This window comes from Vibrio sp. YT-19(2023), assembly GCF_033337395.1.
Map to the genome: position 1 here is coordinate 23,904 of NZ_JAWOQN010000030.1, position 21,774 is coordinate 45,677.

General features: G+C 41.7%; 19 protein-coding genes and 4 pseudogenes. 11 read left to right on the forward strand and 12 right to left on the reverse strand.

What is annotated here, in order from left to right; all coding sequences use genetic code 11:
• Positions 1-265: 265 nt before the first annotated feature.
• The 6 genes from R7E78_RS18935 to R7E78_RS18960 form a co-directional block, all read right to left on the reverse strand.
• Positions 266-2,053, reverse strand: a complete 1,788-nt coding sequence (locus R7E78_RS18935; RefSeq protein ID WP_130545515.1) for a hypothetical protein — start codon at positions 2,051-2,053, stop codon at positions 266-268.
• Positions 2,050-2,889: a hypothetical protein gene (locus R7E78_RS18940; RefSeq protein WP_282156861.1), complete on the reverse strand. Its 840-nt coding sequence runs from the start codon at positions 2,887-2,889 to the stop codon at positions 2,050-2,052. The genes R7E78_RS18935 and R7E78_RS18940 overlap by 4 nt, the downstream gene beginning before the upstream one ends.
• A gap of 42 nt (positions 2,890-2,931) precedes the next feature.
• Entirely contained in the window at positions 2,932-3,141 is a 210-nt protein-coding gene (locus R7E78_RS18945) for a hypothetical protein (RefSeq protein ID WP_025795560.1), read from the reverse strand.
• 404 nt (positions 3,142-3,545) lie between these two features.
• The gene (locus tag R7E78_RS18950) at positions 3,546-5,303 is read right to left on the reverse strand and encodes a hypothetical protein (protein ID WP_048613855.1); all 1,758 of its coding nucleotides are present in this window, start codon (positions 5,301-5,303) and stop codon (positions 3,546-3,548) included.
• Positions 5,304-5,901: 598 nt separating this feature from the next.
• Positions 5,902-6,117, reverse strand: a complete 216-nt coding sequence (locus R7E78_RS18955) for a hypothetical protein (protein ID WP_025794853.1) — start codon at positions 6,115-6,117, stop codon at positions 5,902-5,904.
• The gene (locus R7E78_RS18960) at positions 6,114-6,605 is read right to left on the reverse strand and encodes a hypothetical protein (RefSeq protein ID WP_318058139.1); all 492 of its coding nucleotides are present in this window, start codon (positions 6,603-6,605) and stop codon (positions 6,114-6,116) included. Before R7E78_RS18960 ends, R7E78_RS18955 begins: the two co-directional genes overlap by 4 nt.
• Positions 6,606-6,894: 289 nt before the next feature.
• Between R7E78_RS18960 and R7E78_RS18965 the strand changes: the two genes are divergently transcribed.
• Positions 6,895-7,590, forward strand: coding sequence for a hypothetical protein (locus R7E78_RS18965; RefSeq protein ID WP_140280359.1), 696 nt, complete (start codon positions 6,895-6,897; stop codon positions 7,588-7,590).
• Between the two features lie 100 nt (positions 7,591-7,690).
• Here R7E78_RS18965 and R7E78_RS31195 read toward each other — a convergent pair.
• A pseudogene (locus tag R7E78_RS31195) lies at positions 7,691-8,351 on the reverse strand (DDE-type integrase/transposase/recombinase); the annotation flags it as partial.
• 133 nt (positions 8,352-8,484) lie between these two features.
• Between R7E78_RS31195 and R7E78_RS18975 the strand changes: the two are divergent.
• The 5 genes and pseudogenes from R7E78_RS18975 to R7E78_RS19000 all read left to right on the forward strand — a co-directional run.
• Positions 8,485-8,595: pseudogene (locus R7E78_RS18975) on the forward strand (putative quorum-sensing-regulated virulence factor); the annotation flags it as partial.
• 40 nt (positions 8,596-8,635) lie between these two features.
• The gene (locus R7E78_RS18980; protein WP_318058140.1) at positions 8,636-8,881 is read left to right on the forward strand and encodes a hypothetical protein; all 246 of its coding nucleotides are present in this window, start codon (positions 8,636-8,638) and stop codon (positions 8,879-8,881) included.
• A gap of 321 nt (positions 8,882-9,202) precedes the next feature.
• Positions 9,203-10,113 (forward strand): annotated as a pseudogene (locus tag R7E78_RS31200) (hypothetical protein).
• Positions 10,103-10,573 (forward strand): hypothetical protein, encoded by a 471-nt coding sequence (locus tag R7E78_RS18995; protein WP_086047304.1) that lies wholly within the window; start codon positions 10,103-10,105, stop codon positions 10,571-10,573. Before R7E78_RS31200 ends, R7E78_RS18995 begins: the two are co-directional and overlap by 11 nt.
• A 393-nt stretch (positions 10,574-10,966) precedes the next feature.
• The gene (locus tag R7E78_RS19000) at positions 10,967-12,217 is read left to right on the forward strand and encodes a DEAD/DEAH box helicase (protein ID WP_005375545.1); all 1,251 of its coding nucleotides are present in this window, start codon (positions 10,967-10,969) and stop codon (positions 12,215-12,217) included.
• 151 nt (positions 12,218-12,368) lie between these two features.
• On the opposite strand, the gene R7E78_RS19005 is transcribed toward R7E78_RS19000, so the two are convergent.
• Positions 12,369-12,785, reverse strand: coding sequence for a VF530 family DNA-binding protein (locus R7E78_RS19005; RefSeq protein WP_005375544.1), 417 nt, complete (start codon positions 12,783-12,785; stop codon positions 12,369-12,371).
• 418 nt (positions 12,786-13,203) lie between these two features.
• Here R7E78_RS19005 and R7E78_RS19010 point away from each other — a divergent pair, with 418 nt between their 5' ends.
• Positions 13,204-14,661 carry a DUF3360 domain-containing protein gene (locus tag R7E78_RS19010; RefSeq protein ID WP_053303744.1) on the forward strand — a complete coding sequence of 486 codons (1,458 nt, stop codon included), beginning with the start codon at positions 13,204-13,206 and terminating at the stop codon, positions 14,659-14,661.
• A gap of 131 nt (positions 14,662-14,792) precedes the next feature.
• Here R7E78_RS19010 and trpB read toward each other — a convergent pair whose 3' ends face one another.
• The 4 genes and pseudogenes from trpB to R7E78_RS19030 form a co-directional block, all read right to left on the reverse strand.
• Positions 14,793-16,016 carry a tryptophan synthase subunit beta gene (trpB, locus tag R7E78_RS19015; RefSeq protein ID WP_005375643.1) on the reverse strand — a complete coding sequence of 408 codons (1,224 nt, stop codon included), beginning with the start codon at positions 16,014-16,016 and terminating at the stop codon, positions 14,793-14,795.
• A 400-nt stretch (positions 16,017-16,416) separates the two neighbouring features.
• Positions 16,417-16,723, reverse strand: a pseudogene (locus tag R7E78_RS19020) (S1 RNA-binding domain-containing protein); the annotation flags it as partial.
• A gap of 359 nt (positions 16,724-17,082) precedes the next feature.
• Positions 17,083-17,295: a cold-shock protein gene (locus tag R7E78_RS19025; RefSeq protein WP_005375644.1), complete on the reverse strand. Its 213-nt coding sequence runs from the start codon at positions 17,293-17,295 to the stop codon at positions 17,083-17,085.
• A gap of 306 nt (positions 17,296-17,601) precedes the next feature.
• A complete protein-coding gene (locus R7E78_RS19030) occupies positions 17,602-17,850 on the reverse strand; it encodes a hypothetical protein (RefSeq protein ID WP_005375646.1) in 249 nt (82 codons plus the stop codon).
• 289 nt (positions 17,851-18,139) lie between these two features.
• Between R7E78_RS19030 and pcp the strand changes: the two genes are divergently transcribed.
• From pcp to R7E78_RS19050, 4 genes are all read left to right on the forward strand, one after another.
• Complete coding sequence (gene pcp, locus R7E78_RS19035; protein WP_064354607.1) at positions 18,140-18,778, forward strand: pyroglutamyl-peptidase I; 639 nt, start codon at positions 18,140-18,142, stop codon at positions 18,776-18,778.
• 198 nt (positions 18,779-18,976) lie between these two features.
• Positions 18,977-19,240, forward strand: a complete 264-nt coding sequence (locus R7E78_RS19040; RefSeq protein WP_115386714.1) for a hypothetical protein — start codon at positions 18,977-18,979, stop codon at positions 19,238-19,240.
• Positions 19,241-19,303: 63 nt separating this feature from the next.
• The gene (locus R7E78_RS19045; RefSeq protein WP_017821090.1) at positions 19,304-20,290 is read left to right on the forward strand and encodes a CobW family GTP-binding protein; all 987 of its coding nucleotides are present in this window, start codon (positions 19,304-19,306) and stop codon (positions 20,288-20,290) included.
• Between the two features lie 170 nt (positions 20,291-20,460).
• Complete coding sequence (locus tag R7E78_RS19050; protein ID WP_005375652.1) at positions 20,461-21,753, forward strand: DEAD/DEAH box helicase; 1,293 nt, start codon at positions 20,461-20,463, stop codon at positions 21,751-21,753.
• Positions 21,754-21,774 lie beyond the last annotated feature (21 nt).

Consider the following 21,774-nt stretch of genomic DNA (forward strand, 5'->3'; position numbering starts at 1 on the left):
GGCGCTTTTGTCCCAAACAAAGGTAAGGTTTCTCTATGTTCGAACGCCGCATTAGTTCAAATTTCAACTAAACCACAGATAAACAGTGCGAATGAAACAGATAAAAGATATCGTTATTAGTGTGGGAAGTTCCATTGTTAATGGTGAGCCAGCGGGGGTGGCTCTTTAGCAAGGCCTAAACCTAACGTTATAGGACGTAGTCCTCGAGGAACACTAGTAGTAGCAATAGATAAATCTCCCCACTTGCTACGAGTGCGATCTTACACTAAATGTGGTTAGATTTCATTAGCGAATGGTACGTTTCGAGCTTAATTACAGAGCTGTTCTCTCTTTCTTCCTGCTCGAGTAGTGCCAGTGAGGTAGGCTCTAGAATCTGCGCAGCCGTAAATCGAGCGTAATCGCTATACCCATTCTTCTGAACCAGCTTTTTACTGTAAGTGAGTAGATTAGAAAAATGTGAATATACCTTCGTGACGTGCGAGAAGGTGCTACTTTTGTAGTGCATGACCATTGGTTTAGTTAAAAGAAAAGGCTTGGTATTACCTCTGTGGTTTAATCCAGAATTACTAAATTTTACGACCTTGCCTTTGTCGAACAGGAAATATCGGCCAACATCAAACCAGTAGCCACTATCGGCAATGGCTTCTACTTTCAATTTACCTAATTCACCACCAACTAGGTGCTGAGTTTTCTCCCAAAAATCTTTCTCTGAATCTTTTGGAAACGAAACATGTACACAATCAGTATTTATGTAGCACAACTCTATCTTGTCTATTCTTAATAATTCTTCTAATAGAGTAAGCATTTTAAGTCTAACCTTAGCCATAACTTGTGATGACAAACTATAGGCGGAAACTTTGGAATAAATGTCCACATAGCGAAGTGTGAAACCTTTAGAGTTTCGATTAAGGGAGAAATGACTACGTTTGAAAAAATTCTTTACGGATGCTTCTTTCGAGAAATCTAAGTCTATACCAAACTCTTTTCTTAGGAAGGTAGAAACCTCATTTAGGTTTCTAAACTCACGGCTTTTAAAGCTTTTGGAATTAGTGATACTGTGAAGCATAGCGAGTTCGAGTTTATACTTTTTTTCTAATGTTTTTTTGCCTAGATTTTTGGAGCGTAATCGTTTTTTATACAGGTCGGTACTTTTCTTGTATAGTGGATGCCCGATGGTGGTTTTTGAGATATAACCACTATCAATCCAAATAGTTGAAAAATGTTTGTGATAATACTCTATTTCTTCTTTGTGAAGTGTAGCTTCAATCTCGTTGATGCCGGAAAGAGAAAAAGCATATTTTTTAAAATCTTTTGTAAGCCTAAAAAGATGATAACTTCTAATGAAAGATGATTTAGGGTTCCTTAAAGCTACTTTATAGATTCCTTCGGAGAGTTCATTTCCATCATAAGCAGCTTTAATTGATACAAACTCTAAATGTTTAGGATCAATAAAATCCCCCTTTAAGCAAGAAGCAAACATCGAGTTGAAGTCTAAAGCGACGATAGTCCTGTTTTTTCTAGCTTCAAGGAACCTGAAAACCTCTTGGTAAGGTTCACTGTAAGCAAAATAGAACTTGCTATCAAACTCATTCTTCATGTAGAGCTTGTTTACCAGAGTATTCCTAAAACCTTGAGTTACTACTTTTGAGAACGAATGGTTTTGTAACCCCAAAGATTTAGCATAATGAAGAGAATTGATTAGGTTATCTAAGTTTATTTCTAAGTCGTTACTGTACTTGATATAACTAAAGAACGGATAATAGGATTCGATGCTGCAAACCCTAACATTATATCTAACAGCAAACTCCTTAATGTTTAGCAGCTCACGGTCAGTAAGCACCATATGCAAGCACTCACTGTCTTTGTTGTTGTACATGAACTCTTCACTAGGAATGCAATATTGACCATTGTAAATAACATGGCCATTACTGGATATTGCAATAATCTTCCTATCAATACGTTTATTCTTTTTCTTCCTTAAAAAAATGAAAGATGGCTCTTCGCGAGGGGCGTCAAACACATCAGGTGAGGTTACTAAACTTACTTTTCTCATTTATATTTCTTAAAAATAACTCTCTGTACTGCCACCTTGTCGAATGGCTGCTTTAGATTGATCAGCTCTTTCAAAGTCCATCTTTCAGCTTCAGGACAGAAATGAAGCAAGCTTCTAAGGTGCCTTTTCTTCCAATGTTGAATATATTTTCTATTCAACATCTTTACATAAGGAACTGATGAATTATGTTTTGAATCGAGATTATTTTGGATTAACTCGCCCTTAATCAGATCTATGTTCTTTTTCCTGACATCTGATATTGCAATATGCAACCTACACAGTGAAAGCAACTTTCTCATCACTTCTCTGTCTAAGTGATCGATTTGCTTACCTTCATCTAGAGAGCATTGATGTATAAAACGCTGTAATGTACCTACACGATTATAGACACTATTACGATTTTTATTGTTGTAGGCGTCTAGAACAATCTCATCAAGCTTTTTAATGTGGTTAAGAGTGAGATTTATACCTAAATCAGTAGCATGCACAAAGATAATATCCTTAAGGACATCCTTCTGCATAGCTACTTCCGCATAGTCTTTAGATAAACTTTCGTATTGACAATATCTATTTGCAATGTATGACATATTAGAAATCAATACGTTAAAAAAATGATACGACCTATATGCTTCACTGGAACTAAAACTTTTCGAAAAGGCTTCTTCAGCCATTTGTATTTCATATTTAGAAGCGAGGTCATCTGCCTTTGAGAGTTCTACATCTTCCCTTGAGATTTCGACATCTTGCAATTCATCATCTTGCACCCGATCCCAATTCCAATAGATCCCATCTCCAAGGTAATAATACATTGGGTTCATCGTACCAGATAAGCTCATAAGTATTCCTAATCGAAATTTGGTATTAATGTGGGCAGGTTATCAAAGATTTAGGTAGTGTGCTACGACGCACACGCTTGTACGGTGGTGTGAGATTGAAATCAACCAATCGCTAGATAACTCTGGTTCTGACGATTTGATAGATAGAGTTAGCTCACACTCTTTTTCACCAAGGCTGGCATTTACTACATGAAACAAGTTCATTCTGTCTTCAGAGTTTAGCTTATCAATATACCGAACAAATTCCTCCACTTTAGGCTCCTTCTTAGAATTCAGTAACGATGGATTAAAACAGAGATTTCTTTAAATCCAAACTGATTTGTTTCCAAACTACCTTTAGAAGGTAGGCTTTGGTGTGTGTAATGGTGTGTGTAATGGTGCGTATGATGGTGGCTTTGATGTGATGGTCGCACCTCCCTTCTAACATTGCTGTACCACACTACAGGTACAGCCATTAACGGGCAATGAGCGAATTTTAGAGCGGGTGTTCTATGGCGCTTTTGTCCCGTAGCGAAAGACCGCGGACGAACCAACACTATTTCAACGAAAAAAGAAAACCACTGCTAGTTCTTCAACATCAGGTGTGAATGAAATTGAGTAATTCACCTCTAAAATGATCGCTTACAGGGCAAAAAACTTTGCCCTTACATTGAAAACTATGACTGTATGGGCATAGCATAGGCAAGTTCATGAACTAATTGTCTAAACAACGATTCTTTGCCCTCTGGGATAATTAACTGGTCTTTTCCTACGCGTTGGCACAATTTCTGTAATTTAGGTGCTGACGCTATGTTCTTTGCTATCGACTCGGTATCGCATTTCAAAAGTAAAAAACGCCCCTCTAATCGTACTGCATTCTTATTGCTCTCTAACGTTTTGAAGAGGTGCTCAATTTGAGTCGGGAAATATGGTTGTTCATCTCTTTCAGATAGGAAAGATTGTATTTCTTCTAAGTCACCACCATTTTCGAGGTGTGAGAGTATCTTGCTTGTGCATAGCTGCCAGACTTGGTCGGTAGCTTCATCCGCATAATTAGTAAGAAATACTCGCTCACTTGTAGTGGGTGGCTGCATAAACTGAACACGATACTTCGGCAATAATGCGATCGATGTTTTCGTTGATTCGGATACATCGATGTAGGTATCAACCACTCCAAGCACATAGGCTCCGAGCTTTGTAAGCCTGATATATTTTAAACCATCATAAATGGACAAATAATCTAGGTCATATTGCCCCCAACGGTCATAGTAATTATCTTGAGCGCCCTCCGGCGTTACGTAAGCTATGTCGACGATCCCTAGAGTCGCGAAATACTCCATAATTAAACAGCGAGAGTAAGCATTAGTAAGAAAGGTACCGTCATGAATGCGGCCATACGTGGAATCACCAATATACAAGCTATAGGGTTCAAACGTAATATTAAAGAATTGCCCCTCAACCGCCATTAATCTCAGATAGTCATCAAAAGAGACCCATTCTTCAGGTGGGCAAGATCGCAATGTTTCTATACAAGCATCCCTGCGGCTCAGAACATTGGTAAAATATTTCTGACCTTTTCCTTTTTGCCCTTTAATCTGATTGATACGTGAGAACTCGTCAAATTTGCTTCGATCTTTCCAGTCCAAGAAAAGCTGTTTAATGACGTCACAATGTCGTTGTTGAAGAGCGGCTTTTTTTAGGTTGATTTGCAATTCGCCCTTTGTCTCTTTGAACCATAGAGCAGCTCTTAGAATTTGAATCCAACCAAAAGCCTTTATACTTTTCGCTGATTCGTCATCAAGTGATGTTACCTTTTGATACGGTTCATTGAGTTGGTTGCACAGTTGGTTGAGCAATGTTTTAGAAGGCAGCCCAGTTTTCGGACTGACTTTTAACTTCTTAACCTTAATAGTGTTAAGAAGAACGTTAAGCTCCGCTTCCGTGTATTGTGGGGTTTCTGACGTTTCAATCTCGTCACCATCGACAATTGCCGTTGGCACAGAGAAATGTGGTGGCAATGGAACATGAGGTTTCAAAAAAGCTAATAGGTCATTAGGTATTCTGCGTGAAGATCCGTAACGGCGGTCAGGATAAAAGAACGGAGATAAAGCTTTGTCACCGTTATCTTTATCTCGACTTCGATACAACGACCAGTCTTCTGTACTAGGTGGTTCTTTTTGATATTTTGACCAGAATACGAAACCGTCCATATAACCTGCTTGATTGTGAACGGCCTCTTGCAAAGCAAGCTTCTGAACCTCTGAGAGGTGGTTCCAAATTAGCTGTAGGTTGTCTGGGTTCATCAATGCATTAAAGAGTACACTTGCAACTTCTGCTTTGCGACTGGGGATAGCACAAGAAAAGGGTAATGACTTGATACGAAACTTCAGGTCATCGACGGTGCTGTAATCAATAAGGTTTTGAAAATTATCCATGCTGTTATTAGCTCTCTTGATATCTTCAGGAGATTTTATACTACCCCCCTTAGCTCTTCTTCCTTATTTTCGAAAAAGCGTACTTTGCATGGCTTAAATAAATGCAAATTCAATGGAAAGTGTGATTTTGCTAAGGCACTTTTGTCCCATAGCTGGGTTGTTAGATGCTAATCCTGAGTTGGAAGGGACTAGCTAATGCTAATTCCGATCTGGGATGATGACCTAAATGCTAATTCTGATCTTAGGTTCTTGAGTTGTTGGCTACTTATTGGTTTCTGCCCCAAAGATAGGAGTCGTGTAGATCAGTGTCTAAAAATAAATATTTTGCGCGATTAAGCTCAATGTAGTGGCGTAGTGAATTTGGCCACCCTATTTGAGTTTAAGAGTACGGCCACCTTTAGCCACTTTATCCAAACATTCTTAACAAAAAAATAACAGCTTTTGACCTGAACACCGTTTCTCATCATTTGATGAATTGTCTTCTTGAACATTTAGATTATTGTGCTCTAGACTAAAGCAGTGTGATACATCAGTGGCCTCATGTGCGTGATAACAAGCATGAGGCTGTTGATTTTGTTTTCCCAATGCTCTAATTGCATTAACCTTCTTGAGCTTCTGCTACTAGCTTCAGTAACTTAGCAGCCAGATACGCAGAGTTGTCCTGCTTGTATACCGTAATGCTGTCGCAATACTGGACTACAACATTGCCATTTTTTCCCATAACCACAGAGGCTAGCGCCTTCTCCTGTAGGATTGTTTGCATAAATCTGATGGAGCCTTCTTCAAATTCTTCTTGTTGTTTATCATCATTCATAACTTTACCTGTTCGATAGCTCGGATTTGACGCAATAGTTGTGGTGTTACCCCCTTATTCGATGGGCTTTTTAAATGCAGGTGTTGCAGATGATTCAGTTCCCAGTAATACAAATCCCCACAACTGCGCCACTCACTGACACGAGCTATCTCAACGTGTTTTCGTATGCGTGCAATATGGTTATCACTCCCCATTCTTAATTTTCCAGTCCAGTCGATATCAGGAGCAAGGGATGAGCGCCTAAAAATGTTTCTATCACTAATTAATTTCCATGCACCTTTAGGTTCTACTGGATAAATTAACATTCCTGCTAATTTGGCAGCCTGCTCTAGAAGCCTTGCAGACAGGGGATCGTGTGGTATTGACTCCATCACCTCTGAGCTTTTTTTATAATGACCTGATCGGTATGCATCGCGTATAGACTCAATACTGTTGATAAAGCGTCCTGAGTATAGGAGCGAGAACGCGTTGATATATAGAACCCTCATAAATTACCTCCTATTCGATAATATAGTCCTACTGCGTAAATAAATTTACTTCGTTTTTTTTATTCATAATCGTATGCACTAATATAAATAAAAGTATTATTTTTACCCTATAAAACAATATGTTGTCATTTTTATCTGATTCTGTATACTCATATTTGCCACTCATGGCAATGGTGCGTCTGCTGTAAAAATGAGGGTACCTATTTGGTAATAATGAATCCATGGCTGGGGTATGCCGTATCAACAAAATCAGACGCGTTCGGTAAATTAGCCAGCTATAAGGTGAGTTATGTTAACCAATGCATTTGCTTCTTTCTCTGAGGTATCGACCAAGATTCTATCTGATATTTTTAAGACGGAATTTCGTACTATCCCACTAGAAAATAGGCGATGTTCTCTAAATCAAGGATTTCAGCAACTTGCTAGAAACGCTGGATTCAATTGTTATCAGTCCATGCAAAAACAAGAGTCGGCACTGATCAGGACTGAAGAGCTAATTGAGGCGCTCAAATTTGCAGGACTAAGTGATGAGTTAGCAAGCAACGCGCGTTATTCTAGACTCCTAAAATGTGATGTATTCTGTGGCTCTGACCAGCAGTTAAGTGCTGCCGTTGATCCTGATGGCATAGTATTAAATACTCCATTCCTATCAAAATCATCACCATATATTCCAGATTTTGAGTTTTATGCTCTTAATGTTCATGGTACAGGTGGCATATGGATGACCTTGGATGAATGGGATAATTTTGTTGAAGATCTGGAAGATAATTTAGATTTTAATGGTGACCTCGAATATCAGATTGAGGAAATCTGGAACAAAAACACTCCTGACAGTTGTGGAGAGTTGTTTCTGAGTTCCAATCCAGATTGGGATGAGTTAGCCGATTGCACAGAAGGGATACTGCGCGCGAGAGTGTTAGAACATGCGGGACATACGCCACTTGATTTATTGTATGACTATTTCAGTTCCGAACGTCGTGCATAGCTGATGTGATGTTTAAGGAGAGTGACTTACCTGACTCACTCTCTGTCACAGAATGCGTTTATTATAATAGTGACCTATTCCAACCTGACTGGGCACTTCATCAAGCGACATGTTGCTTGATGAAGTGAACTGGGCTTAAATAACTAAGCGCACTGAGCCTACTCGTAAGAATAAAATCAACCTCAATGAACTCGAAGACCGTTTGGCGCATCTCATCTTTGGTCATGATCGGCTCGTATTGGATCTCTTTAACTTTCACACAATGGAAAAAGCTCTCAATACAGCCAGTCTCCCAGCAGTTTCCTTTTCTAACCACGTGCTACTTTAAATTGTAATTCGTTATTCAGCCTCGATAGTCTTTTGAGTTATATGGGTTATTTCGAGCACTATGAACAAGCCGACTCAGGGGAGCCTCGACGGAACTGGGCCATAGATAGTACATCACAGGCTAGCGTAGCCATCATCCACGTACCCATAGACCAACCGATCACTTGTCGTGAGTAAAGATCAAAGATGATAGTCAAGTACAGCTAACCTTCGCTTGTGGCAAAATATCTGATATCACCCACCCATTTTTGATCCGGAGCCGTGCGGTAACGACCAGAGACAACTGGTGCTAAGCGACGGACATTTTATGTTTGCTGCAATAGTTTTGCATTAAGGCTATTACCATTATCTGCCAATTCTTTACGGATGCACCTTTAACTATCTCGGCCTTTGCTGTTGTTGAAAGCTTTTCCGTCCTTTGTATCCGTTTCCTCGCACTGGAAGGCTATTCTGATGAATAGCACTTTTAGAGTTTATCTTGGTTTTTATGACACTATCGACATGAATATGTATAGTACTCAATGATACAATTTGTGATCTTTCCCGAAGAAAGTTGATTGTTTTTAGTTTGATAAAAAGGGCTGGCCAAGCGGCGAGCTAGGGGATTTGCTCAAGCTATGTTTAGCGCTCAAAATTGAAGGCTTAGATAGTGTCGTGAAGCCTTTGAAGCGTATGTAACTAGCCACAGAAACTCCCACTCTTAATGAAAAGACTTATTATGAATTTTGATATCGATGCACTGAAACATCACCAATTGGTCGAAGATGGTAAACTAGAGGGATGTTACATTCATCAGCCAGCTCAAGGTAGCCAACACAATGACAAAGCTGTTTTGGCAGAGCGCCAAGCGTTGGAAAAGTTGGGATATAAGGTAATACAGGTTAAAGCTAAAGGCGGGACAACAACGTTTGCCGAGGCGATGCAAAAGCTTGCGAAGGAAATTGGTCACCTGCCTAAGGAGTAAGTGAGTGTAATCTGCCACAGCCTCCCTAGTTATTCCACGATACCATGTGTTTTCATTCAAAAGAGCCAGACCGTTAGGCTAACTCTTTATTGCCCAAAAAAGAACTGGAATAAATACTCTACAAAATTTGGTTCGTACGTTTTACCCTACGAAAAGTTATCCGATTGAATGTAACTCAACACTATTGAGCCTTCATTGTGCTTGTTTGATTAGTCAAACTGCCTATTTAATTGGTTAAATCATCATGCAATCTTGTTGGGGATGATAAATCACTGAAAATATTGTTATTATCCTTTTTATTTATCAGTAAAACCGACTCCCATGAGATATGAATCCTCTCCTGTAGCCCCAGAAGAAAGACAAGAAACCACTAGAGAACGAGCAGCACGTCAACGCTGAGAACGTCAGGAAGAGCTGAGATCTACCGCGAGCGATGAGAAACGATGGGCTGAAAATAGAGAGCGCGTTCTTGCTGAACGCAAAGCGGTCCAACAAGCTTACGACCTAACAGAAAAAGAATGGAACGATGATTTACAAAAGCAAGCTAAAGAATATCAGTGGGACACCTCTCAACAAGAGAACGTGAGTATTGCGGTACTGACTGTTGAAGAAGGTAACGAGTATTTAGACTTGCTCATCAAAGACTCGCATGGACAACTTTCGAACGGCAAGGACTACACTGGCGTAGGCATGGGGCTTAAAGGCGCTTATGAGGTCGCTAAAGAGCTTGGCGGTTGGGGGCAACCGCTAAAGCTGTCAATATCAATGGTGTAATGAATATTGTGGTTGAGAACTACAAGCCTAAATATTTAGACCTAGGTATCCGTTGGCAAGAAGCAACACCACAAATGCTTAAAATTGGTCATGCTCTAAATACTGTTCAAGGCAATGTCAGTTTCTTGAAAGGCAACATCTATGTTGAACTTGTGTTTAGTGGTGCGGTTAATGCGGTTGACTACATTCTACATGATGAAAAAACGCTAGGTGAAGTGGTCGGCCAATTTACAGCGGATATATCTAAGGGCATTGCCGCAGGAGTTATCGCTCAAGGAATAACTATTCTGGGAGTCGCAACATTAAGTACGGTACTTGTTGTGCCAACCGCTCTAACACTTGGTATTTTCGCTGTTACTGCGTTTATTGTAGGAAAGGAAATATCTAAACTAGATGACCAATTTAAATTCACGGAACCGATGAAGAATCAAGTAGAGAAAACTATTAATGATTTCTAATGAAAAATTTAACCGAAGACTAAAGATAAAGCGTTGGCTTAAAGTGATGGCTAGTTGGCCTCTTATGGTTTTTATGGTGTGGTTGAGCTACAGCTCAATTAATGAGTTAATTAGCATTAACAACTCAATCGGTATCATTCCTAAAGTAAAACTAGCAGGTTTAGTGAACAATGTTGCTTCTTTTGTAGGCCTTCTAATATTTGGTTTTATAGCGATCATTCCCATAGCTATGCTACACAGGTCAACAGAACTATTACTAAAAGTACCATTTTCGACAAAAACAGGGCTATATTCTGTAGCGATAATAGTATTAAGTTCTATTGCCTCTGCCATATGGTTAGATAACAACACGAGAGAAAAAATAAAGCAATATGACTATATTGAATGTACTTCTGAACAAGAACTTACATTAAAATCCTCAAGTCGGACGTATGTTTTAGACCCTAGTTCGTGCGATTAAATTATCTTTCAAGCTCTTGGCACAAGCACCCTGCTAGCGTATGTACATGTCATTCGCTAGCTCTCAATACTTGAAGTTATCCATTAGTTGCTAATATTCTATTTGTCGTAACGCATTTTTCGCCAATTATAAGCTATAGGGTTTTCTCAAGCTGTATTTTGCTTTACAGGAGTCAGAATGCCTGGCTCCTTTTCCCTTTGCTTGTCGCGAACGCTACCATCTTGGTCGTAGAGTATTGGTTATCGAAACCATTAACTCATGTTAGTGAAAGGAAGTTCCTGAACCCTATAGTGCTTCTTTCACCAATCTTCTGTTTGGGCCATTATCTCTAACATCCAGACGCGAAATAGCATAAGATACACGGCCTTTACTAGCACTGAGCCACTCATTGTAATGACAGATAAAACACAGCAAGCGACATTTGCCGATCTTGGCCTGATTCCAACATTAGTCGAGCGACTAGAAGCGTTGGAATACAGCCAACCGACGCCCATTCAATCCCGTTCTATTCCTGATATCCTTGAAGGGAAAGATATTATTGGTGGTGCCAATACGGGGTCTGGTAAAACCGCTGCTTTTTCGCTGCCAATCTTGCAAAAAATTGTTCAGCAAGACGAATCAAACAATCGCCGTGGCAACTTCGTTTCCCACCTGATTTTAGTACCAACTCGTGAGTTGGCATCACAGGTGGCATATAACGTCAAATCTTACTCATACCATCTCAGAGATAAGATCAAAACGGTTGCCGTATTTGGTGGTGTATCGGTGAACCCACAAATGCTGGCGCTTCGTGGTGGCTGTGACATCATTGTTGCAACGCCGGGTCGATTACTTGATCTGGTATCCAGTAACGCGATTAAGTTGGACCAAGTAAAAACGCTTGTTCTTGACGAAGCCGACCGTATGTTGAGCCTCGGATTTACCGAAGAACTGAATAAGATTCTTGCGTTACTCCCAGAGAAGAAACAGACGCTGTTATTTTCTGCAACTTTCCCTGATAAAGTGACGACGTTGGCTCAGCAGTTGCTCCGCGACCCTGTTGAAGTTCAGTTGCAGAGCGCAGAAGCCAGCACTTTGGTGCAGCGCGTGTTTAGTGTAAATAAAGGTGAGAAGACGGCGGTACTCGCGCACTTAATCAAACAGCATCAGTGGCGACAGACTTTGATTTTTGTGAACGCTAAGAATGCCTGTAACCATTTAGCTCAAAAGTTGTCAAAACGCGGTATTACCGCTGAAGTTTTCCATGGTGATAAAGGGCAGGGCGCTCGTACTCGTGTCCTTGACGGTTTTAAGTCTGGCGAGATTCAAGTTCTTATTGCCACTGATATCGCAGCACGCGGCCTTGATATTGAAAAACTTCCAGTGGTGATTAACTTCGATCTTCCGCGTAGCCCTGCTGATTATATGCATCGAATCGGTCGTAGTGGTCGTGCTGGTGAAGTAGGTTTAGGATTATCTCTTATCGATTACGACGACTACCACCATTTCAAAGTGATAGAAAAGAAAAATAAGTTCCAACTTGAACGCGAGCAGGTAGTCGGTTTTGAAGTGGAAGACGATCAGAGTGAAGCCTACTTTTTACCAATGAAGCCGCGAGCGAAGCCGGCAGGTACGGGTAAAAAGAAGAAAAAGCGTAATCAATAGAAAACGTAAACTACATGTGAGTTTACTTACGGGAGTTGTTAGAGAAAAGGAATGCTCACTAGCTTGAGTCTTCGCTTCTAGCCATTCCTTTAAAGAACAATAGAGCCCTGCTGGAGCTACCAGTAGGGCTCTATTGCTTTTCAAGATAGTGTTATTGGCGACGAGCAGGGCGTCCGCGAGGTGAACGCTTTTTAAATGCAGACGCTGCTTTGGCTTGTGACTTAAGAATAGAGTCAACGGTTAGCGGCATTGGCTCTTTAGGTTCAAGGCCATGAGGGAAGGTACGAGCTCTTGGTGGTAAGTTGTATTCTTCTTCGCTCGCGCGTGGCATGCGCTTAAAGCGATAAAGGTAAAAGTTTTCTAATTTTTCTCTCGCCCATTCGGTTTTCTTTAAATACTTCACGCTACTTGCAATCGAAGGCTTAGTGTTAAAGCAATTAAAACGCATTGCTGTATCTAGAATGTCCCAGCCGTAAAAATCCACTAACTCTTGCAACATAGTCTCTAGCTTTAATCCGTGCAGTGGATTGTTCTGTTGCAGCTCGATTCTCTCTTCGTCAGTCATCATTTTTAAGGGCCTTACTCATTAAAGGGCGGAGTTTAACAAAGTATACAATGTAGAGATACCTATAGTTACTTTGCGATGGATGCGAGCACAGTGCTCTCTACCTTGAAAGTATAAATCGGAATTGGCCGCTCTACTTGGCTCTCTGCTCAAAAATGACTCTTAAAAGTTCAAGCGTCCCAGTTCGATGTTAAATTATTGTGTAATAAGTGAGATTTTTGTTGTTCTTTTACTAATGTCTAATATTCCTACCCATAGCAACACATGCTTAATAAGCTCAAAATCAAAATTGGTTCATGCCGCTTTCTTAGTATGGCCTAGAAGTTTGATGTGGGTGTTGTCTCGTATTGGTCGAAGGCCTGTCTACCAAGCGAAACTCTAGTTGACGTAGTTCAACGTTGAAACATAAAAGGATGACTCAATGTCTGACAAAAGTAAGACTTTTTACAGGGATGTGCGCAAAAAACCGCATGAATTTGAAAGCCGAGAAGACTTTCTAAATCATGATTTAACCGTCATGAGTTTCCGTCGCTGGGGAATTCATTTGCCTTCACGTGATTACAGTATTGAAATCGAAGACTGGGTACCGGCATTAGCAGCAACCATTGGTAAAGTGGTTATGGTCACTGCCATGGTTTCCGCTTTTGCTGCTCAGTTTGGTTTATCTCCGGAATTCATTGCAGAAAACGTGCGTTACGAATTACTTATCGCTGGAGCCCTGTTCGTCATACTGTTTTCTGCCATCCTAAACCCGAATGCAAACTTAGCGGGAACCCATGGCCCAATGATACCGCTGATTCCTATGATTGCAGCTGCAGGAGGGCACCCTCTCGCGCTAGGTTTGATGGTGTGTGTTTTTGGGTTAATTCTCGCCTTAACCAAAGGTGGCTCTAAACTCATGACTCTTACTGGTATCGGGGTTCGAGGAGGGTTGTTGATCTACCTTGGTGCCGTTGGGTTGCTCGGGCAAATTAATAAGACGGAAGCGTGGGCTGCAAGTACGGACCAAGGTTACATTTCGTTTGTGGTCATAGGCCTAACCGTTATGGTTTACGCTTACTTAGCCAAGATCAATAAACGTTGGCTCGCTATCCCATTGTGCTCTGCACTCGCGGGTATTGTTGCTTATTTGATGGGCGCTGAGTTTGCTTTTACCACAGAACCGGGCCTACCTAATTTCAGTCCATTCTACTGGTGGGGTGAAGATACAGGCTGGCAGCTAGGCTGGCCAACCCTAGAGCACTTTATTGCCGTGACTCCATTTGCTCTACTGGCAGTCGCTATGTGGTCCCCTGATTATCTCGGCCATCGTGTGTTTCAAGAACTTAACTACCCAAAAGAAGCGAAAGGTGTACTCATGGATGTCGACGACACGATGGTCGGAGCATCTGTTCGTCAGGGGGTTGGTTCACTCTTAGGGGGCGGAAACCTAGCTTCTTCTTGGGGAACGTACATGATTCCTGCCGCAATTGCCAAGCGTCCTATTCCAGGTGGCGCTCTGTTGACGGGTTTCATGTGTATTGCGGCGGCGGTAATTGGCTACCCAATGGATCTAGCAATGTGGGAACCTGTTCTGCGCGTTGCTTTGATTGTGGGTGTATTCTTACCACTCCTTGAAGCGGGTATGCAGATGATCCATAAGCATAAAGATTCACTCAGTGCAGGTATCTGTATTTTTGCCTGTGCATTCGTTAATCCAGTCTTCGGTTGGGCAATCACGATGCTGTTGGATAACCTCGGGCTTATCGGCGACCATGAGCGTGCTAACGAACTATCGCGCAAAGATAAATATCTGATTCCTGGCACTGCGTTTATCGTATGTGCAGGCTCCCTTGCTATTGTTGGTCAGCTTCCAGGCATTCCAGCTCTTATCGGTTAATCGAATTATGCTCTAAAGGTATAGTGAGAGCAGTGAGTAAAGGGACTTGCTTCTTAAAATAGTAGACAAAAACAAAAAGCTACCTAGTACCAGGTAGCTTTTTGCATGTAGGGTTAGGCTACGGAGTTAGGCTATATGAGTGATTCAATGCCGTATTTTGCGCCGTAGTGTTCAACGACAAAATCAATGTCTTTGTCACCACGGCCTGATAAGTTGATCAAAATCGAGCCGGTTTCTCCTTGCTGTGCGAGTTTAATTGCGTAAGCGACAGCGTGTGAGGATTCAATAGCAGGGATTATTCCCTCTTCACGAGACAGCTCAAAGAAGGCATCAATCGCTTCGTCATCACTGATTGAGCCGTAATTGACACGGCCAATGTCTTTTAAGTAACTATGCTGAGGCCCAACCGATGGGTAATCCAAGCCACTTGCTACAGAGTACACTTCCTGAGGTTCGCCTTGCGCATCTTTAAGCATGTAAGACTTAAATCCGTGCATGATACCTGGCTCACCGAGTGTGAGTGTTGCAGCATGCTCGCCAACCTTTTGCAAAGAGCGGCCCGCAGGTTCAACGCCGTGAATGGCGACTTGTTCATCCTCTAAGAAAGCAGTAAATAGCCCCATCGCGTTAGAACCACCTCCAACGCATGCGACGAGATTATTGGGTAACTTGCCGGTCATTTCTTTGAATTGAACTCGTGCTTCGTTACCGATAATTGATTGGAAATCTCTCACCATTTTAGGGAATGGGTGAGGGCCAACGACAGAGCCTATCGCATAAAGTTGTGTATCAGGATCTTTCAGATAAGCTTCGAATGCAGAATCTACCGCTTCTTTGAGGGTTTTGCGCCCATGAGTGGCAGGAATGACATTAGCACCAAGGATTCTCATGCGGACGACATTCGGATGCTCTTTGGCGATATCAACTTCACCCATGTAAATGTCGCATTTCAAGCCAACCAATGCCGCGGCTGTAGCAAGCGCAACACCGTGTTGCCCTGCGCCAGTTTCTGCAATTAGTTTCTTCTTACCCATCTTTTTAGCGAGAATGGCTTCCCCTAAGCAGTGGTTAATTTTATGTGCGCCTGTATGGTTTAAGTCTTCGCGCTTTAGGTAGATGTCTGCTCCGTATTTTTTAGACAAGTTTTCCGCATGGAAGATTGGGCTAGGTCGTCCAACAAAGTGCTTATACAGGCGAGCGAGTTCCGCTTTAAATTCAGGATCTTTGCTGCATTCCTCATAAGCTGCGTTGATGTCATGCATGATTTGTTCAAGCTCAGGTGGAACAAAGCTACCACCGTATTCACCAAAGTATCCTTCTTCGTTGGGCATAGTGAGATCAAACGAGTTTTTCATTATTTACATCCTAGTTAACGAAAGTATTGATACTTTTATACCCAAAATTTAGAAGTGGTTGTGTGATCAGTTGCTTAAATCAGAGTTCGCGATCTAGTGCACTAGTTAAAAAGTACAACTTGTGTAGGGGATAATAGTTGTGATGTAGAATCAGGTGGTTTGAATAGATGCAAAAAAGCCTCGAGAGATCCTAGGCTGTCATAAGAACCTCTCGAGGCAAACAGAATGCTGGAAATACACTCTGCGATGGTGTCTGGAAACAAAAATTAGATTCGTTTCCTTTGTCAGATATTAGGGTTTTAGAATGAGTCGATGTCAGCGAAATGTCACAAGTTAATTGCGGTATTAAAAGCTTATTTTTTATTTTTGATTAATGGATTAGAAAGTAACCTAAAACAGGCTAACCTACCGCGTGTTCCGCGTCTTTTAAGTTGGACATGATCTTTCTTTGTCTCGAATCGGCGTCTTTAACCAACACGTGCACTTTAGCTCCTAAAGTAAACGTGGCGCTCTGGCTGGAAATTTTTTGTTTGACTGCATCAAATTCGAACTCACCATTTTGGAAACTTGATAAAGGAATGAGACCTTCGGTTCGGTTCCTCTAACTCAACAAATACCCCGAAGTGTGTGACTCCACACGCTGTCCCTATGAAGTGTTGTCCGATAAATGGCTTCATGTAATGACATTTCAGTGCTGACTCAACCTCTCAGCTAGGGATTATGTGCTCGTAGTTATTAGAATTTATTGATTGAGCAGATATATTTAATTTCATTTTTTCTCTTATATTCGCCAATCGCTTTTATTTTATAAACTTTATTTTTATGAGCAAAGCATGAGGCGAAGTGATTCAGATATGAATGAGATTAATTTAATTCCAAACTGGAATTGCAAGGTAGGTTGTGTGATTACCTAAAGATGTATACCAAAGTGACTTTATTGAAAGTGATTAATGATGGTGTGGGAGAGGTAAGTGATTTGGGTATATAAACTTAGATAGAGAATAGTAAGGGCAGTAATAAGTGGAAGGGGATTGTGGCACCAACAACATTGATGCCACACAAAGAATTACAGAGCAGTTACTTCAGCTGCTTGTAAACCTTTGTTACCTTGTTCAACAACGAACGATACTTTTTGGCCTTCAGTAAGAGTTTTGAAGCCTTCAGAAACAATAGAACGGAAGTGAACGAATACGTCATCACCGCCATTGTCTTGAGAAATAAAACCAAAACCTTTAGTTTCGTTGAACCATTTTACTGAACCAGTTAATTTATTAGACATAGATACCTCTATATTTGATTGTTTTAAATATTGAATTTTTAGCTAATATCAAGTGCTACTATATGATTTTAGAGATAACTATTTTGTCGCAGGAACGTAAACGAGGAATTCGATGTGGAACTGAGAGAAACTTTGATCTTTAATTACATTAATAGCTCTTTCCGTAAGAGCTGATGTGCAGTATACCGACAAAATTAATAAAGGCTAGCCTTTTCTTTTTTATTTTTTGAGTACACCAAGCGCATTGCTTTCAAAGCATACGCTTGGTGTATAAGACGGCGTGATGTTATAGGTGGCGTCGAGCGCTTAGTGTTTTCTGGTTGGGCCGTTACGAACGATGTCTTTACCATTGTCATATACGTGCTGCGAAACCCAGCGACCGAGGAGCAATTGGTGCTTTTCTCCTAATACGGCAACAAATGGACGACCATCGGTATTAGAGGTGGCTAGCGCAACGCCAGTGACACCTTCAAGGCCAAGAGCGCCGCTTTCTACTAAATGCAGAAATGCCTCTAACTCTTCAATCGTTTCGATTACATGGTTATCAATATTCATTGTATTCAATCTCTTCGAATTGCATTGCGGTCGCGTACTCTACCTAAGTTAAGCGTGGAAACCAAGCTTCTACGTGCGTCATGTAATGAGAGAACCTTGCCCTGCCACTAATCATCAATAAGTTAGTCTCGATAGTCCGGAACTTGCCTAGATTCAATGAGTCAGAAAACACTCTCTGGTTAGACATGAGTCACATAATGTTGTCTGGTTTATCTCATCAATACTTTTGCTATTGGATGGGGTAAAGGGGAGTGCAATAATTTGTAAAACTCTTTTCCTAAAGGCTGTTATGAAGAAAGTCCTGATTACCGGTTTTGAACCTTTTGGTGGTGACGCCATTAACCCCGCCTTAGAAGCGGTCAAGCAATTAGAGGCTGCGGCCATAAAAGGCGGTGTGATAGTTACTTGCCCAGTCCCCGTAGTTCGATATGACTCGGTGAAAGTCGTTATTGAAGCAATAGAAGCGCACCAGCCAGACTGTGTGATTACTGTAGGGCAAGCGGCCGGGCGTAGCGCGATAACCCCAGAGCGTGTCGCAATTAATGTCGATGATTTTCGTATTCCAGATAACGCTGGTCATCAGCCGATTGATGAACCCGTGGTGGCCGATGGTCCTGATGCTTACTTCTCGACGCTGCCGATAAAGCGTGTTGTTCAAACGCTGCAAAAGCAGGGGATACCTAGCCAGATTTCCAACAGTGCCGGAACATTTGTATGTAACCACCTTTTTTATGGCATCCAACATTATCTAAAAGACAAACCTATTCGTCATGGGTTTGTTCATATCCCATTATTGCCAGAACAAGCAGTAGATGGCAGTCAGCCTTCTATGTCTTTGGACATGATAGTCGAAGGGCTAAGGCTGGTGGCGCAAGTTTGTATTGCCAATGATAGCGATATCCTGGTAAGCGGTGGAACGATTTGCTAGTAAGTGTTTTAAAATCCAGTAAGTGTCTGAAAGATAATAATAAGCTCGTCGTTTGATGTTGTAGTAAATGTTAGCTTTGTCAAATTTCACAAGTAGCGAAAGGAGTAGCATTGAATAGTCAGGTTGGATGTTGTTCCAAACTGGCATTCCTCTAGTACAGGAGGTGTTAGGGGCTAACTTTACGAAAGGCGAGTTATTATGAAAAGCAACAAAAGTAAGTCAATCGCACTTATCTCTGTCGTTGTTTTCGCGTTGGCTATTGCTGCGCTTAAATTCGAAAACACGCTCGGAGTTCTTCCCATCGTAGTCGCTGTTATCGCGTTTTTTACTTGCGTTATTTATACCAGTAGATACCTGTCTGATATGAAGCGTTCAGAGTTGATAAGTCAACCCAAACAAGCTCGAAAAATGTGTGCCAACGCATCACGCAATGAGCTTGATGAGTGCGATAAAAAGCGTTGAAGCGAGTCACATTCTCCGTATACTTTGCTGGAGCATTAATGCACTAACGTGTCGGAGATAAGCATGTCAAATCGAGTACCAACCAACATACTGACCGGATTTTTGGGTGTCGGTAAAACGACCACGATTTTAAATCTACTGAAGAACAAACCGGAAAAAGAAAACTGGGCGGTTTTGGTCAATGAATTTGGTGAGATTGGCATCGACGGTGCATTGATGACCGACCAAGGCGCGCTGATTAAAGAAGTGCCGGGTGGTTGTATGTGCTGCACTGCGGGTGTGCCGATGTCGGTAGGTATCACAGCATTATTGCGTCAAAAACCGGACCGTTTATTGATTGAGCCGACAGGCCTTGGTCATCCAAAACAGGTTATCGCGACGCTTACCTCACAGCAGTATGAACCTTACGTTGATCTTAAAGCGACGATTGCCTTGGTTGATCCGCGTAACTTAAGTGATGAAAAGTATCTTTCTAACCAAAACTTCGTGGACCAGTTAGACAGTGCAGATGTGGTTATTGGTAGTAAGGTTGACCTATGTTCCAGCCACGACCTTGATGTGTTTAATGACTGGGTGACGGACCAATCCCCTTCAAAAGTATTCAGTAAGCTTATTCATGACGGTGAGTTGCCGATAGAAGTCTTGGATATTGAGCGGGTTTACGGCAGCGCTTCTTCCCATATCGAGTCACATCATCATGACCACGCTCATCAAGAGCCTCAATTCCAATTGGCGCCTGGTGAAGCCTTTGTGCGCAAAGAGAACAAAGGGCAGGGTTATTTTAGTTGTGGGTGGTTGTTTGGGGCAGAGTATAAGTTTGATTTTGAAAAGCTTTTCTCTATGCTTTCGGACTTGACCGCAGAGCGTGTTAAAGCAGTGGTCAATACGGATCAAGGTTGTTACGCGTTTAATGTTGCCAACCGAGTCGTGTCGGTGAATGAAATCAGCTTAGAAGGCTTTGAATCACGATTAGAAGTGATAGATTCTCAGCTGTTGCCATGGGATGAGCTTGAGCGAATTCTCCTTCAGTTATCTGGCATCAAACATTAAATCGCGCAAAGGTTAAACGAAAACGGTGAACCACTAATATATCTGTGCTCACCGGTTTTTCTTTTGTAGGATTTCAATGAGAAAAGTGAGATAAATCACTCAAATTCGGGTATAGTGCACGGCTAAATTTTTAAAGCTATTTTTAGTGGTTTGTTTAAGGAATACGCTCAATGTCATTTTCATCTCAAGGTTTTGCGCCAGAAGTGGTTAAAGCACTGGCAGAATGCGGTTATGAAAAGTTAACGCCAATTCAACAGAAGGCGATTCCAATGGCTCGCAAAGGCCATGATATTTTCGCTACAGCACAAACAGGTACTGGTAAAACGGCTGCGTTTTCTCTGCCTATGATTCAGCAGTTGCTAGACAGTAACCGTAGCGCTTCTCGTAAGACTGCTCGCGCACTTATCTTGGCTCCAACTCGTGAGCTTGCTGAACAAATTGCTGACAACATCAAAGCTTACACGAAGTACACGAACCTGTCGGTGGCTGCGATTTTCGGTGGCCGTAAAATGTCTTCTCAAGTAACGGCATTAGAAAACGGTGTAGATATCCTAGTGGCTACACCAGGTCGATTGGAAGAGCACATTGAACAAGGTAATGTCTCGGTCGCACACTTAGAGTTTTTAGTGTTTGATGAAGCAGACCGTATCTTGGACATGGGCTTTATTCACGCAGTACGTAAGATCATGCTAGATGTGGATACTGATCCGCAAATTATGATGTTTTCAGCAACGACTTCGAGCCAACTAAATCTGTTAGCAAAAGATATCCTGCGTAAGCCTAAGCGTATTGAAGTTGAGCGAGCGAATACGACAGCACAGACAGTTGCTCACGTGTTATATCCAGTTGATCAAGAGCGAAAAACGGAACTGCTTTCGGAGCTGATTGGTCGTAAAAACTGGAAACAAGTGTTGGTATTTGTGAACTACAAAGAGACCGCAAACGAAGTAGTAAAAGAGCTGAAACTTGATGGTATCAAAGCGGTGGTTTGTCATGGTGACCGTGCTCAAAGTGCTCGTCGTCGTGCGTTAGAAGAGTTCAAGTCCGGTAAAGCACGTGTCATGGTGGCTACCGATGTCGCTGCTCGAGGTCTAGATATTGAAGATTTACCTCACGTTGTGAACTATGACATGCCTTTCCTAGCGGAAGATTACGTTCACCGAATTGGTCGTACAGGCCGTGCAGGTAAACAAGGTCATGCCGTTTCATTTGTAAATCGAGATGAAGAACTCACGGTTGTTCAGGTTGAAAATTTAATCCAGCAGCGAATTCGGCGTATTGAGCTTGCTGGCTATGAACCAAAACAGCGTGAATCTTACATTGAAAAGCTGCACTCAAAACCAGCATTCAAGAATCGTCAAGGTCGTCGTAATAATCCGAACCAGTCGGCAACAGACCAAGGGTCGGCAGAGCGTCGTCTTGCTATGGTGAAGCGCCTGAAAGCGCGTCGTGGCGCAAAGTAAATTACATCAGTTTGTGATGAA